The sequence below is a fragment of the Streptomyces odonnellii genome, assembly GCF_000981895.1.
Taxonomy (GTDB): domain Bacteria; phylum Actinomycetota; class Actinomycetes; order Streptomycetales; family Streptomycetaceae; genus Streptomyces; species Streptomyces odonnellii.
This window is the reverse complement of record NZ_LATD01000191.1, coordinates 1-14154: the sequence shown is the minus strand read 5'-3', so window position 1 is coordinate 14154 and position 14154 is coordinate 1. Positions and strand designations below refer to the sequence as shown.

General features: G+C 70.7%; 12 protein-coding genes. 6 read left to right on the top strand and 6 right to left on the bottom strand.

Annotated features, from left to right (window positions below; all coding sequences use genetic code 11):
• Positions 1-111: 111 nt before the first annotated feature.
• Positions 112-2787 carry an aminopeptidase N gene (gene pepN / locus WH07_RS18705; protein ID WP_046501244.1) on the bottom strand — a complete coding sequence of 892 codons (2676 nt, stop codon included), beginning with the start codon at positions 2785-2787 and terminating at the stop codon, positions 112-114.
• A 206-nt stretch (positions 2788-2993) separates the two neighbouring features.
• Between pepN and WH07_RS18700 the strand changes: the two genes are divergently transcribed.
• Positions 2994-3617, top strand: a complete 624-nt coding sequence (locus tag WH07_RS18700; protein ID WP_046501243.1) for a mycothiol-dependent nitroreductase Rv2466c family protein — start codon at positions 2994-2996, stop codon at positions 3615-3617.
• A 218-nt stretch (positions 3618-3835) separates the two neighbouring features.
• On the opposite strand, the gene WH07_RS18695 is transcribed toward WH07_RS18700, so the two are convergent.
• On the bottom strand, positions 3836-4477 hold the full coding sequence (locus WH07_RS18695; RefSeq protein ID WP_046501241.1) for a superoxide dismutase: 642 nt from the start codon (positions 4475-4477) through the stop codon (positions 3836-3838).
• A gap of 260 nt (positions 4478-4737) precedes the next feature.
• Between WH07_RS18695 and WH07_RS18690 the strand changes: the two genes are divergently transcribed.
• The 4 genes from WH07_RS18690 to WH07_RS18675 all read left to right on the top strand — a co-directional run bounded on the left by WH07_RS18690 (position 4738) and on the right by WH07_RS18675 (position 8337).
• Positions 4738-5322, top strand: a complete 585-nt coding sequence (locus tag WH07_RS18690; protein ID WP_046501240.1) for a biotin transporter BioY — start codon at positions 4738-4740, stop codon at positions 5320-5322.
• A 152-nt stretch (positions 5323-5474) separates the two neighbouring features.
• Positions 5475-5963: a ribose-5-phosphate isomerase gene (locus tag WH07_RS18685; protein WP_046501248.1), complete on the top strand. Its 489-nt coding sequence runs from the start codon at positions 5475-5477 to the stop codon at positions 5961-5963.
• Positions 5964-6060: 97 nt separating this feature from the next.
• Positions 6061-6966 carry an Fpg/Nei family DNA glycosylase gene (locus WH07_RS18680; protein ID WP_046501239.1) on the top strand — a complete coding sequence of 302 codons (906 nt, stop codon included), beginning with the start codon at positions 6061-6063 and terminating at the stop codon, positions 6964-6966.
• Positions 6967-7035: 69 nt separating this feature from the next.
• On the top strand, positions 7036-8337 hold the full coding sequence (locus WH07_RS18675) for an aminotransferase class III-fold pyridoxal phosphate-dependent enzyme (RefSeq protein WP_052744468.1): 1302 nt from the start codon (positions 7036-7038) through the stop codon (positions 8335-8337).
• A 105-nt stretch (positions 8338-8442) separates the two neighbouring features.
• Here WH07_RS18675 and WH07_RS18670 read toward each other — a convergent pair whose 3' ends face one another.
• The gene (locus WH07_RS18670; protein WP_046501237.1) at positions 8443-9678 is read right to left on the bottom strand and encodes a GNAT family N-acetyltransferase; all 1236 of its coding nucleotides are present in this window, start codon (positions 9676-9678) and stop codon (positions 8443-8445) included.
• Between the two features lie 104 nt (positions 9679-9782).
• Here WH07_RS18670 and WH07_RS18665 point away from each other — a divergent pair, with 104 nt between their 5' ends.
• A complete protein-coding gene (locus tag WH07_RS18665; RefSeq protein ID WP_046501246.1) occupies positions 9783-10928 on the top strand; it encodes a PP2C family protein-serine/threonine phosphatase in 1146 nt (381 codons plus the stop codon).
• 127 nt (positions 10929-11055) lie between these two features.
• Here the strand turns inward: WH07_RS18665 and WH07_RS18660 are convergent, their stop codons facing one another.
• The 3 genes from WH07_RS18660 to WH07_RS18650 all read right to left on the bottom strand — a co-directional run bounded on the left by WH07_RS18660 (position 11056) and on the right by WH07_RS18650 (position 13963).
• The gene (locus tag WH07_RS18660; RefSeq protein WP_456300496.1) at positions 11056-11928 is read right to left on the bottom strand and encodes an oxidoreductase; all 873 of its coding nucleotides are present in this window, start codon (positions 11926-11928) and stop codon (positions 11056-11058) included.
• A 137-nt stretch (positions 11929-12065) separates the two neighbouring features.
• A complete protein-coding gene (locus WH07_RS18655) occupies positions 12066-12638 on the bottom strand; it encodes an ArsR/SmtB family transcription factor (RefSeq protein ID WP_046501235.1) in 573 nt (190 codons plus the stop codon).
• 101 nt (positions 12639-12739) lie between these two features.
• On the bottom strand, positions 12740-13963 hold the full coding sequence (locus WH07_RS18650) for an MFS transporter (protein ID WP_052744467.1): 1224 nt from the start codon (positions 13961-13963) through the stop codon (positions 12740-12742).
• Positions 13964-14154: the final 191 nt, after the last annotated feature.

Here is a 14154-nt window from a genome sequence, read left to right as displayed (position 1 = left end):
GCTCGGCCTAAAGTACGGACGTTCGACTGCCGATGATGCGCGACTCGTCGTACGAATCAAACGGGCCGCGCCTCCTCACGCCCGCCCCCGGTCACACCGCCGCGCCCCCGGTCACACCGCCGCGTCCCGCTCCTGCGCCCCGTCCCGCTCCTGCGCCCGCAGCGCCCGCGCCAGATCGTCCCCCGCCTCCAGCACCAGCCTGCGCAGCGCCGGCGCCGCGTCCTCATGCGCCGCGAGCCACGCTTCCGTGGCGTCCAGGGTCTCGCGGCGCGCCTGGAGTGCCGGGTACAGCCCCCGCACCACATGCATGGCGATCTGGATCGAGCGCTCCGCCCAGACCCGCTCGATCACCTCGAAGTACTTCGCCGCGTACGGCGCGGTCAGCTCCCGCTGCCCCGGCCGCGCGAACCCGGCGATCACCGCCTCCACCAGCGCGTTCGACAGCGCGTCCGACTCGACGACCTGCGCCCACGCCTGTGCCTTCACCGCCGCCGAGGGCCGGGCCGCCAGACACCGCACCTGGTGGCGCTTGCCCGACGCCGTGTCGTCCAGGGCCAGTTCCGCGTCGATGACCGACTCGTCCGCCGCGCCGTGCGCGGCCAGCGGCTCCAGGAACGCCCAGCGCAGCTCCTGGTCGACCTGGAGGCCGTCGATCTTCGCCGTACCGTCCAGCAGCCCGCGCAGGAACTGGAGGTCCTCCTCCGACGCCGCGATCGAGGCGAGGAAGCGGGCCCAGGTGAGCTGGTGCTGGCTGCCCGGCTCGGCCGCGCGCAACTGTTCGAGCGCGTTCCCCGTCAGCAGCCGCCGGCCGTGCTCGCGCCACTCCGGCGCCACGTAGTGGGTGAGCGCCGACCGCGCCCAGGCGTGCACCATCTGGAGCACACCGATGTCCGTCTCGCGGCCCGCGTGGGCGAGCACCAGGGCGATGAAGTCCCGCGCCGGCATGATCGCGTCACGGGTGAGATTCCAGGCCGCGGACCAGCACAGCGCCCGGGCCAGCGGATCGCTGAGATCGCCGAGGTGCGCGCGCAGGGTGTCCAGCGAGGCCGGGTCGAAGCGGATCTTGCAGTACGTCAGGTCGTCGTCGTTGACCAGGATCAGATCCGGGCGGTCGGCCCCGGCCAGGCCGGACACGACCGTACGCGGCCCGTCGACGTCCGCCTCGGCGCGCGCGTACCGGACGAGTGCGCCCTCCGGCGTGCGCCGGTACAGCCCCACCGCCACCCGGTGCGGCCGCAGCTCCGGGTGCGACGCCGCCGCCTCCTGCACCACCGCCAGTTCGCTGATCCGCCCGTCGTCGCCGTAAGCGGCCTGCGGGGTGAGGGAGTTGACCCCGGCGGTCTGGAGCCAGGACCGCGCCCAGCCCGCCATGTCCCGCCCGGAGGTCTCCTCCAGTACGGACAGCAGATCGCCCAGCTCGGTGTTCCCGTACGCGTTCCGCTTGAAGTAGCGCCGGGCGCCCTCCAGGAACGCGTCCTGTCCCACGTACGCCACGAGCTGCTTCAGCACCGACGCGCCCTTGGCGTAGGTGATGCCGTCGAAGTTCAGCTTGGCGTCCTCCAGATCACGGATGTCGGCCGTGACCGGGTGGGTGGACGGCAACTGGTCGGCGCGGTACGCCCATGCCTTGCGGTTGTTGGCGAAGGTGATCCAGCCGTCGGTGAAGCGGGTCGCGCCGACGAGCGCGAACGAGCCCATGAAGTCCGCGAAGGACTCCTTCAGCCACAGGTCGTCCCACCACCGCATGGTCACCAGATCGCCGAACCACATGTGCGCCATCTCGTGCAGGATCGTCGTCGCCCTGCGCTCGTACGACGCCTGCGTCACATAGCCGCGGAAGATGTACTCCTCGCGGAAGGTCACCAGACCGGGGTTCTCCATCGCGCCGAGGTTGTACTCGGGCACGAACGCCTGGTCGTACTTCCCGAAGGGGTACGGGTAGTCGAAGTGGTCGTGGAAGAAGTCCAGGCCCTGCTTGGTGATCAGGAAGATGTCGTCGGGGTCGAAGTGGCGGGCGAGCCCCTTGCGGCACATCGCGCCGAGCGGGATCTCCAGCACCGTGCCGTCCTCGAACGTACGGCGATACGAGTCGGTCACGTAGTGGTACGGGCCCGCGACGACGGCCGTGATGTACGTGGAGATCGGCGCGGTCTCGGCGAAGTGCCAGACCCTGCCCGCCCGTCGCCCGCCACCACCCTTCTGCGGAAGCGCTTCGCGCCCTTCTTCTTTCAGGGTGCCCGCGCCGTTGCTCCAGACCGTCCAGCCCTCCGGTGCGGTCACCTCGAAGCGGTACGGGGCCTTGAGGTCCGGCTGCTCGAAATTGGCGAAGACCCGGCGGGCGTCGGCCGGCTCGTACTGCGTGTAGAGATAGACCTCGCCGTCCTCCGGGTCGACGAAGCGGTGCAAACCTTCGCCGGTCCTGCTGTACGCGCACTGCGCGTCCACGACCAGGACGTTCTCCGCCTGGAGGCCGTCCAGCGCGATACGCGAGCCGTCGAAGACCGCGGCCGGGTCCAGGTCCGTGCCGTTGAGGGTCACGGAGGTGACGCGGGGCGCGATCAGGTCGGCGAAGGACGAGGCGCCGGGGCTCGCGCAGCGGAACCGGATGGTCGTGACCGAGCGGAAGGTCCGGGGGCCGGCGGGCGCGGCGGTGTCCTCCGGAGTACCGGCCTCGTCCGGGGCGCCGTCCACCGCCGAGCGCAGGTCGAGGCGGACCTCGTACCCGGTTACGGACAGCAGGCCGGCCCGTTCACGGGCCTCGTCGCGGGACAGGTTCTCACCGGGCACGGTCACTCCTTCGTGGCTCGCCGCGTGGCTTGGCGGTGCTGGGGGGCGCTCGGCAGTGCTTGTGGCGCTGCGCGGCGCTCGTCTCGAACCCGGCGATCCTCCCATGTGTGCCCGGTGGGCGGCAGCGGGGAATGCCCCCGGCCGTCCGGGACGTTCTCCCGTTGAGGTGTATCCAAGGTGTGTTCACCGCCTTCATGAGGAGAGTCATGTCCGAGAAGACCCCCGTCGACTTCTGGTTCGATCCGCTGTGCCCCTGGGCCTGGATGACCTCACGCTGGGTGCTCGAAGTGGAGAAGGTCCGCGACATCGAGGTGCGCTGGCACGTGATGAGCCTGGCCGTGCTGAACGAGGACAAGGACGTGCCCGAGGAGTACCGCGAAGGGCTCGCCAAGGCCTGGGCCCCGGTCCGTGTGGTGATCGCCGCCCAGCAGAAGCACGGCGACGAGGTCGTCGGCAAGCTGTACACCGCGCTCGGCACCCGCTTCCACAACCGCGGCGAGGGCGCCACCCGCGAGGCGATCGCCGGAGCCCTGGACGAGGTCGGGCTGCCGGCGGACCTGATCGATTTCGCGGACTCCGACGCGTACGACACGGAGCTGCGCGCCTCCCACAAGGAGGGGATCGACAAGGTCGGCCAGGAGGTCGGCACCCCGGTCATCGCGGTGCCCGGCTCGGACGGCGAGCAGATCGCCTTCTTCGGCCCGGTCGTCACCCCCGCGCCCAAGGGCGAGGAGGCCGCGAAGCTGTGGGACGGCACGCTGATGGTGGCGTCGATCCCGGGCTTCTTCGAGATCAAGCGGACGCGGACGCAGGAGCCCATTTTCGACTGACCCGCCCGGCGGTGAACCGATCCGCCTGTTGACCCTTCGCGCGGAAGGACCCATCACGCGGAAGGACCTTTTACGCGGAGGGGCGCCTTACGTGGGAGGGCGCCTTACGCGGAGGGGCGCCTTGCGCGGAAGGGCCCCCACGAGTCACGTCCTCGTGGGGGCCCTTCCTCATTCCGTCCGCCCGTGAAGGCTGAGAAGACGATCACGAGCAGGACGCCTCAGGGCGCGAGCAGCAGAACGTTCGCGCGCTCCTTGGCGGCGGCGTGGCGCTTCGCCACGTCCTGCCAGTTGACGACCCGCCACATCGCCTCGATGAAGTCGACCTTCTGGTTCTTGTACTGGAGATAGAAGGCGTGCTCCCAGGCGTCGAAGACCAGGATCGGCACCGACCCCTGCCCCACGTTCCCCTGGTGGTCGTAGACCTGCTCGACGATCAGCCGCCCGCTGACCGGCTCGTACGCGAGCACGCCCCACCCCGAGCCCTGCGTGGTCGCCGCGGCCTTGGTGAGCTGCGACTTGAAGCCCCTGAACGAGCCGAAGGACGCCGTGATCGCGTCCGCCAGCTCGCCGACCCCGTCCTCGGCGAGCGGTTCGCCGCCGCCGTCACCGGTCATGTTGTGCCAGTAGATCGAGTGCAGGATGTGGCCCGAGAGATGGAACGCGAGGTTCTTCTCCAGCCCGTTGACCGCCCCCCACGCCTCCTTGTCGCGCGCCTCCGCGAGCTGGTCCAGGGCGTCGTTGGCGCCCTTCACATAGGCGGCGTGGTGCTTGTCGTGGTGCAGCTCGATGATCTGCGGGTTGATGACCGGTTCGAGCGCCGCGTAGTCGTACGGGAGTTCAGGAAGCGTGTACGTGGCCATGTGTCCGAGCCCTCCGACCTCTTATTGCAAGTCTTATGCATGTGCACGCTAGCAGCAACACGGTCGGCCGTGTGCCGTGGCACTTTGTGCCACCCCCGACAAGCCCCTGACCCCCGCTTTGTGGACGACTGACGGTGATTCGGCGCGAACCGGTGGGTTACGGTCGGGCTGTCCCGGCGCACCGTCAGGACCGAACCAGCTGGACGCACCTGTTCCGCCGCGCCACCTTCCCGCCCCGTCCTCTCGACCCCGGAGCCCCCATGACCACCGCCGCCGCAGCTCCCCGTACCGGAGCGGTCCTCGCCGATCTGCTCCCCGCCACCCGTGTCCGGGACATCGCCCTGGTCGTCGGCGGTGCCGTACTCACCGGACTGGCGGCGCAGCTCTCCGTACCGGTCCCCGGCTCGCCGGTGCCCGTCACCGGCCAGACCTTCGCCGCGCTGCTGGTCGGCACCTCGCTCGGCGCCCGCCGCGGCTTCCTCGCGCTCGCCCTCTACACCCTTGCCGGATCGGCGGGGCTGCCGTGGTTCTCGGCCGGCTCGTCCGGCGCGGGCGGGGCGTCCTTCGGCTATGTCCTCGGGATGCTGCTCGCCGCCACGGCGGTGGGCGCGCTGGCCCGCCGTGGCGGCGACCGTTCCGTACTCCGTACGGCGGGGACGATGGTGGCGGGCTCCGCGATCATCTACGCGGTGGGCGTCCCGTATCTGGCCGTCGCCGCCGGTCTGTCACCGAGTGCCGCGATCTCGGCGGGACTGGTGCCCTTCCTGCTCGGCGACGCGCTGAAGGCGGCGCTGGCGATGGGGGCGCTGCCGGCCGCCTGGAAGCTGATGGGCCGCCGCGGCTGACCGGTGAGCCCGTGCCGGGAGGTGCCGTGCCGGGAGGTGCTTTCCGGAGCGTTCACGGAGCCCTTCCGGAGCGTTTCCGCGGGGTCGTGACGCCGTTGCGGCCCGCGACCCCGCTGACCGCCGCCCGGCGTCCCGCGTGCCACACTCGGATCATGCGCGTGTATCTCGGTTCCGACCATGCCGGCTTCGAACTCAAGAACCACCTCGTCGAGTGGCTCACCGAACACGGTCACGAGCCCATCGACTGCGGCCCCCACATCTATGACGCCGAGGACGACTACCCGCCCTTCTGTCTGCGCGCCGCGGAGCGTACGGCCGCCGACCCGGACAGCCTCGGCGTCGTCATCGGCGGCTCGGGCAACGGCGAGCAGATCGCCGCGAACAAGGTCAAGGGGGTACGGGCCGTCCTCGCGTGGAGCGAGCGCACGGCCGCCCTGGGCCGCGAGCACAACAACGCCAATGTGATCTCGGTCGGCGGCCGGATGCACACCCGCGACGAAGCGGTCTCGTTCATCGAGGTCTTCCTCAAGACGCCGTACTCGGGCGCGGAGCGGCACACACGCCGGATCGAGATGCTCACGGAGTACGAGGCGACCCACGAGCTGCCGCCGATCCCGGCGCACCACCCGCAGAAGGACTGACCAGCCCTACACGTGCCGCCGGCCCAGCACGACGATCCGGCGGCACTGTCATACCCGTAGCCACCAGCCCGTACAGAGCAGCACAACAGGAGAGACCGTGCCCGAGGGGCATACGATCCACCGCCTCGCCGAGGACCATCTCGACCGCTTCGGAGGCAGGCCGGTACGGGTCAGCAGCCCGCAGGGCAAGTTCTCCGACAGCGCGGCCCTGCTCGACGGCCGGGTCTTCGAGCGCGTGGACGCCCACGGGAAGCACCTCTTCCTCGGCTTCGGCGGCCCGGACGGCGGTGTCACGGGCGACCCGGACGGCGACGGTGGCAAGGGCGGCCCGGACGGCACGGGCGGCCCGGACGGCTTCGGCGAGGACCTGGGCTGGGTGCATATCCATCTCGGCCTCTTCGGCAAGGTCGCCTTCGGTGCCGCGCCCGCCCCGCCGCCCACCGACACCGTCCGGCTCCGGCTCGCCTCCGGCACGGCGTACATGGATCTGCGCGGCCCCACCACCTGCGCCCTGATCACCGCCCCCGAGAAGCGCGCGATACACGACCGCCTCGGGCCGGATCCGCTGCGCCCCGCCGACGACGGCGAGAAGGCCTGGGCGCGGATCTCCCGCTCCCGTACGACCGTTGCCGCGCTTCTGATGGACCAGAAGGTCATCGCGGGCGTCGGCAACGTCTACCGCGCCGAGGTCCTCTTCCGCCACGGCATCGACCCGTATCGCCCCGGCAAGGACCTCACCCGCCGCGAGTGGGAGGCGGTCTGGGCGGACCTGGTGGCGCTGATGCGCGAGGGCGTACGGAACAACCGCATCGACACGGTCCGCCCCGAGCACACCCCCGAGGCCATGAACCGCCCGCCGCGCGTCGACGACCACGGCGGCGAGGTGTACGTCTACCGCCGCGCCCAGATGCCCTGCCATCTCTGCGCCACCGAAATCCGTACGGCCCCGCTCGCCGCCCGCAATCTCTTCTGGTGCCCGGCCTGCCAGCCGCCAGTAAACTGAATGAACCGAATAAAAGGTTGAGGAGACACCGAGTACGAAGGAGTCCTTATGTCTCCACAGTCGGTAACCATGCTCGAACCCCACACTCCCACCTATCTGGAAACCGAACCGCATGTGATCGTCCGTGGCGAAGGCGTGCGGGTATGGGACAGCGAAGGCCGTTCCTATCTCGACGGTGTCTCCAGCATGTTGTGCGCGAATCTCGGTTACAGCGAGCCCCGGCTCATTCAGGCGGCCACGGATCAACTGGCCAAGCTGCCGTTCTACGCGTCCTTCGGGCACCGCACCACCGATGTCGCACTGGCTCTCGCCGAAGACCTCGCCCAGATCTCCCCGCTGCGAATGGGGCGTACGTTCTTCGCCAATTCAGGAGCAGAGGCGAATGACAGCGCGTTCAAAATCGCCTGGTTCTACCACCGCAGCCTGGGCCGTTCCGGGCGGGTGAAGATCATCTCTCAGGAGATGGGCTATCACGGCACCACCGTCGCCGCTGCATCGGCCACCGGTATCAGCTACATACACCAGGGATTCGGTCTGCCCCTGCCGAATTTCCTGAAGGTGCCCTGCCCCGATCCTCTTTCCCCGCAGGCTCAGGGCATGACGAATGATCAGTTCGTCGACTGGCTGGTCGCGCGGTTGGAGGATCTCATCGATGAAGAGGGCGCCGACACGATCGCCGCGTTCATCGCGGAACCCATAATCGGCGCCGGCGGAATAATCATCCCGCCCCCGGGTTACTACCATCGGGTCGAAGAGGTGCTGGCCCGTCACGACATCCTGTTCATCGCCGATGAAGTCATCACTGGATTCGGCCGCACCGGTTCGATGTTCGCGACGACGGAATTCGATCTCACCCCCGACCTGATCACCCTCGCCAAGGGGCTTTCCTCGGCGTACATACCGATCTCCGCCGTCATGCTGGAGAAGCGAGTGGTCGACGCACTCGTCAAAGGGTCCGCCGAACTCGACGGATTCGCGCACGGTTTTACCTATTCGGGACACCCCGTGGCCGCGGCCGTAGCGCGTGAATCCCTCGCCATTCTCAGGGAGCGGGACATCCCGGGCTATGTGCGGACGACCGCGCCGATGCTGGCGGACGGACTCGGAGCCTTTCGTGGCGCGGAGCTGGTCCGCGATGTACGGGGTCACGGCTTCCTCGGCGCCATCACCTTCGACCCGGCCGCCGCCGGGACGGCGGCCGGTGAACTGGGCACGGCCCTGATGGCCCGCTCGGCGGAACACGGCCTGCTCGTACGGGCGATAGGCGACACCATCGCCTTCGCGCCTCCACTGATCAGTTCCGACGCCGAACTCAAAACAATGATCGACTGCTTCGGCGCGGCGTACCAGGACGTTCTCAACGGACTGTAGGTCGCGGAGTACAAGTCATGCGCCGGACCGGGTGAGCCCCGGCCGGGCCGTTCGGAAGCCTCAGAAGCCGAAGCCTCAGAAGCCGAAGCCCCAGAATCGTATGCCTCAGAAGCCGTGGGGGAGCCAGGGGGCCGGGTCCGAGGAGAAGGCCGTGGCGGCTTCGGCGAGGGCGCCCGGGCGGTGTTCCTGGATCCGGGCCGCGCGGGACAGCGCGGTCAGGGAGATGCCGCCCAGATAGGCGGCGCCCAGGTCCGCCACCGACAGCGTCAAGTCCGGGGCGTCCGTGGTGCGTTCGCAGGTCGCGCCCTTCGTGTCGCCGGACAGCCGCCAACGCCCCTCGTTCCAGGGACAGAAGCCGTCCTCCACCGCCAGGACCACATCGACCGGCGCCCGGTACGTACGCGCCTCCAGCGCCGCGCCGACCTCGACCAGCCGTACGTACAGTGAGTCCCGCAGCACCAGCCCGCAGCGGCGGATGTCCGAGGCCAGGTACTGGAACGCGTCGTCCGCCGGCCGGTTGCGGGCACGGATCGTCGACGTCAGATCGATATCGGCGAGGAAGCGCCACAGCGACGCGTACGCCACCGGGTCCAGCGCGTGCAGATCCTGGAGCTCAATCGTCCCCTTCGGTCCGGAATTGTCCCAATCGGGGCGGCTTCGGAAGAGTGTGAACCCCACCACCTCGCCTGCCCGTTCCGCCAGTACGCAGCGCAGTGCCGACGCCCCGTCCAGCTCCTTCTCGGCGTCCGCCAGCGGCAGCCGCTCCCACCCGGGCCGCCTGGCGAGCATCCCCGGCCGGGCGGCGACCTCCGCCGCGTACACGGCCTCACAGGCCTTCTGTACGGCCGGATCCCCGGGCCGTACCGCGCGCAGCCGGATCTCCTCCGCCCCCGCCGGCAGCTCGAACCGCACCCGCGACGTGTCGATCTCCGCGAGGAGCTGGCGCGTCGCCGCGCCGTACCCGTACCGCCCGTAGATCGGCGGCTCGGACGCCGTCAGCACGGCGAGTGATTCTCCCCACGTCCGTACGTCGTCGAGCTGGCGGCGCATCATCGAGGTCAGCACCCCGCGCCTGCGGTGCGTCGCCGCCACGCTGACCATCGTGACGCCCGCCGCGGGCACCAGCGCACCGCCCGGCACGGACAGCCGGAAGCTGAACGCCCCTGCCGTGCCCACGCATTCGTCCCCGTCCCAGACCCCGACCGACCGCTCGCATTCGGTCAGCGACTCCATCAGCGCGCGCTTCTCCGGCGACTCCACGAGCCCTCCGAAGGCGACTTCCAGTGTCCTGTACCAGCGGTCCCATTCGGCCGGGTTCAGTACCCGCAGCTCAGTAGTCATATGCCATCAGTAGCAGGATGATGTCGACGAAGCGACCCGATTTCGAACGCAATGTCTCGGGGTCCCCCTGCACGCCCGTCGGCCGGATCGGTAGGGTCCACACGATGGCCGGTGTCGCGCGAGCGGAGTCTTATTCGGCCCGGTTGCGCAGGAAGCTGCACCGGGTCCGCAACAGCGTGCGAAAATCCGGCGTCGACTACTTCCGGGGCGACGGCTCCGACTGGATCGCCCTCGCCGGACTGCTGCTGACGATTCCGGCGATCACGCTCACCACCATCGCCTTCCCCGTCTGGTGCGCGCCCTCCGCGCTCGTCCTGCCCATCGTGGCCGGCGGGGTGCTGCTGCGGCCCTCCAGCCTGCTCAGCCTGTACGCCGCGGCCGCCGCCGCGCTGATCGTCGAGTCGATGGTCCTCGGCCCGTATCCGGACGGGCCCGCCCGGGTCACGCCCGGCACGGTCCTGGTGGTGGCGGCCTGCGGTCTGTTCGGTCTGCTGATCGCGCAGTTCAGGGCGCGCGTCGGGGTGCCCTGGCGGCGTGGCGGAACGATGCTCTTCGACCTGCGCGAGCGCATCCGCGTGCAGAGCGCCCTCCCGCGCCTGCCCAGGGGCTGGCACCGGGAGATGGCGCTGCGCCCGGCGGGCGGCCAGTCGTTCTCCGGCGACTTCGTCGTGGCGGCCCGTACGAACGGCGGGCGCACCCTCGAAGTCGTCCTCACCGATGTCTCCGGCAAGGGCATGGACGCGGGTTCGCGCGCCCTGCTGCTCTCGGGCGCCTTCGGCGGGCTGCTCGGCTCGCTCCCGCCGCACGGCTTCCTGCCGGCCGCCAACGGCTATCTGCTCCGGCAGGACTGGGACGAGGGGTTCGCCACCTCCATCCATCTGGTCCTGGACCTGGACTCGGGCGACTACGAACTGCTCTCCGCCGGCCATCTGCCCGCCCTCCAGCTCCACGCGGGCAGCGGCCGGTGGGAGGAGAAGTCGGGCGAGGGCCCACTGCTGGGGGTGTACGACGGGGCGCAGTTCGACTCGGCCAAGGGCACGCTGCGGCCGGGCGATGTGCTGATGCTGTTCACGGACGGCCTGGTCGAGGCGTCGGGCCGCGACCTCGGCGAGGGCATCGACCGGCTGACGGGCGAGGCGGACCGGTATGTGGCGCCGGGGTTCCATGGCGCGGCGTGGCATCTGATCGAAGCGGTGGCGAAGGACGTGAACGACGACCGGGCGCTGCTGCTGATCTGCCGGGAGGCGTAGGCCCTGTCCGGCGGGGCAGCAGGCCCGGACGGACCAGACGGAGCAGTAGGCCTGGGCGGCGCAGCAGACCCGGACGGAGCAGGCGGAGCAGCAGGGCCCAGGCCGAGCGGGCGGGACGTGCTGAGGGCTACGACCCGGTCGCCGGCTGATCGGCGTGATCGGTCGCGACTGCCACCGCTCGCCAGGCGTCGAGGTCCTTCCGTACCTGATCGAGCTTGGCCGATACGCGCTCCACACAGTCCGCGCCGAGCTGGAGCCGCATCGGCGGTTCGGTGCCTTCCGGCAGTTCCGCCAGATCGACGATCGCCGCCGCGGCCTTGGCCGGGTCGCCGCGCTGCGCGTGGTTGTACGAGGCGGGGACGTCGCGGGTGGCGCCCGAGGTCGTCGCGTAGTCGTCGATCGTGTGGGGCTCGGTGTGCAGGCTCGTACCGTCCAGGAAGTCCGTACGGAAGCCGCCCGGCTGAATGACCGTGACACGTACGCCGAGGGGCGCCAGCTCCGCCCGCAGCGACTCGGACATGCCCTCCAGGGCGAACTTCGTCGCCGCGTACATTCCCCAGCCCGGGGAGCCGGTGAACCCGCCCACCGAGCTGATGTTGATCACATGCCCGGAGCGCTGGGCGCGCAGCGCCGGCAGGACGGCCCGCTGAGTGGTGAGCACACCGAAGAAGTTGGTGTCGAACACCGCGCGGGCGGCCTCGTCCGAGACCTCCTCGGCAGCGCCGATCAGCCCGCGCCCGGCGTTGTTGACGAGGACGTCGATCCGGCCGAAGCGCGCGAGGGCGGCGTCCGCGGCGGCCCGGACGCTCGGTTCGTCGGTGACGTCGGCGGCGAGGGGGAGAAGGGCGTCGCCGGGGTCCGGGAAGGTACGGCGGAGGGCGTCCAGGTCGCGTCCGGTGGCGGCGACCTGGTGGCCGCGGGCCAGGGCCTCCCGGGCGATGGCGGCGCCGAGGCCGCGGGAGGCGCCGGTGATGAACCACACACTCATCTCGTTACTCACTTTCCAGGGGTTCTACGGGCTGTACGGCCGGTCTACGGGCTGTTCGCCGGCCCACGGTGTCCGGGCCGCTCCACGGGCTGTTCGGCCGGTTGACGGTGTCCAGGCCGGTCCACGGGCTGTTCGCCGGTCCACGGGTTCTACGGGCGGCCGGGTACGGCGCGGGTGAAGGTGAAGACGGTGCCGCGCTCCTGGCCGTCGTCGGGCAGTTCGCGATCGGCCCACCGGTCGACGACCGCGCCGATCTCGGCGGCGAACTGCGCGAGTTCGGCGTCGGTGACCCGCAGCCAGGCCTCGTTCGAGAACGGCCCCAGCGGCCACCGCGCCTGCTCGGCCTGCGGCCGGTCGGCCCAGCGCCGCACATGCCCGGCCTGCCGTTCCAGATTGAGCGAGTCGACGGCGTGGGCGACGGCCTCCCCGGCGGCGTCCTCGGCGAAGTCGGCGGAGGACCAGCACAGTTTGGGTGTCGTACGCCGCCACCACCGCTCCCGCCGGTCCCGCGCCAGCTCCGGCGCCTCCTCGATCAGCCCCGCCTCGGCCAGCGCCCGCAGATGATGACTGACACTCCCCACGGCCTCCCCGGTCTGCTGCGCCAGCCCACTGGCGGTCGCGGGCCCGTCGAGCTTGAGCAGATCGAGCAGCCGCCGCCGGGCGGGATGGGCCATGGCGGCGAGGACGCGTGAGTCGGTGATGGAACGGTCGTGATCGGACATGCGGACGAAGCTATATCCACAAGAGCTGTTGTGCAATGCCTGTTGTGCAGTACCTCTTGTGGAAGCGGTACGACGGGTCGACGGTCGCCGCCGCAGACGCGTCAGCGACGGCGCAGCCTCATCGCCAGCAGCGCCATCGCCGCCATCAGCGCAGGCAGGACCAGCATCGCCGTACGGAGGTCCGTCGCCTCCGCGAGGCCGCCTATCACCGGCGGGCCCGCCAGGAACCCGACGTACCCGACCGCGGAGACCGCGGCGATCGCCGGACCCGGACGGTCCGGCCGGAGCCCGGCCGCGTGGCTGAAGATCACGGGGATCACGGCGGCCATGCCCAGTCCGATCAGCGCGTAGCCGGCGAAGCCCGCGCCGGTCGTGGGGACGGCGATCGCGGTCACCGCCCCGGCGGCGGCGACGAGGGCGCAGCCGAGGGTGAACCGTACGGTGCCGGTACGGGCACGGATCCGGTCGGCCGCGAGGCGGCCGGCGACCATCCCGGCGGAGAAGACCGCGAATCCGGCGCCCGCCGCGCCGGGCGAGGCACCGGTCACGCCGTGGAGGTACACCGCGCCCCAGTCGTTCATGACGCCCTCTCCCATGAGCGCGCAGAACGCGACGAGTCCGGGGATCCACAGCCCGGCGCCGGGCAGGGCGAAGAGCGGTTCGGACTTCTTGGCGCGGTCTCGCGGCGGGTCGGGGAGCAGCGCGGTCGCCGCCACGGCCGTCGCCCCGCACAGGACCACCGAGGTCACCACGAAGTGCGGGCCCACACCGACTCCGGCCGAGGCCGCTACGCTGCCGGCCACCGCGCCCGTGATCCCGCCCAGACTGAACATGGCGTGAAAACCGCCCAGAATGGCGCGTTCATAAGCGCGTTCGACGATGACCCCCTGGGTGTTCATGGCGACATCGACGGCGGTGTTGCCGCAGGCGAGCAGAGCCAGGGTCACGGTCAGCGCCGGCAGGCCGGGTACGAACGCCAGGCCGGACAGTGAGGCCAGATACACCGCCATACCGGCGAACAGCACCGGCCGGCTCCCGTACCGGGCCACCAGCCCGCCCACCAGCGGCAGTCCGAGACACGCGCCCGCGCTCAGCCCCACCAGCGCGACGGCCAACTCCCCCTCGGACAGCCCGAGCCGCTCCTGCACCGCGGGCACCCGCGAGGCCCATGCGGCGAAGGCGGCCCCGGTGATGAAGAACACCGCGGAAACGGCCACCCGCGCCCGCCGCGTTCTCCAGGGAACACCGCCGACCGGCGCCGCCGACGCATCGGACAACCCCGTCCCTCCGACCAGCCCGTCGCCCGCCTCCACCTTGTCCGCCACCAGGCCGCCCCGCCCTTCCGCTCGCCTGCCACACAGAGACACGACCACTCAACACGCTCCGCCGACTGCTGAGAGCGGGGCCCGGCCCGGCGCCGGCTGCCGTACCGCGGACGTGGCGGTCTGGTTCGCGCCCGGCGCCCGGGGATCGGTACGCTCGCGGCGGCACTTGCCGGGCGGGAGCGGGGGAGTGG

Bases quoted from the DNA above. Each gene is read 5' to 3' on its own strand.
- WH07_RS18665 (WP_046501246.1), top strand. From the start codon at position 9,783: ATGGCCGGTGTCGCGCGAGCGGAGTCTTATTCGGCCCGGTTGCGCAGG.
- WH07_RS18695 (WP_046501241.1), bottom strand. From the start codon at position 4,477: ATGGCCACGTACACGCTTCCTGAACTCCCGTACGACTACGCGGCGCTC.
- WH07_RS18670 (WP_046501237.1), bottom strand. From the start codon at position 9,678: ATGACTACTGAGCTGCGGGTACTGAACCCGGCCGAATGGGACCGCTGG.
- WH07_RS18690 (WP_046501240.1), top strand. From the start codon at position 4,738: ATGACCACCGCCGCCGCAGCTCCCCGTACCGGAGCGGTCCTCGCCGAT.
- WH07_RS18685 (WP_046501248.1), top strand. From the start codon at position 5,475: ATGCGCGTGTATCTCGGTTCCGACCATGCCGGCTTCGAACTCAAGAAC.
- WH07_RS18655 (WP_046501235.1), bottom strand. From the start codon at position 12,638: ATGTCCGATCACGACCGTTCCATCACCGACTCACGCGTCCTCGCCGCC.
- WH07_RS18700 (WP_046501243.1), top strand. From the start codon at position 2,994: ATGTCCGAGAAGACCCCCGTCGACTTCTGGTTCGATCCGCTGTGCCCC.
- WH07_RS18675 (WP_052744468.1), top strand. From the start codon at position 7,036: ATGCTCGAACCCCACACTCCCACCTATCTGGAAACCGAACCGCATGTG.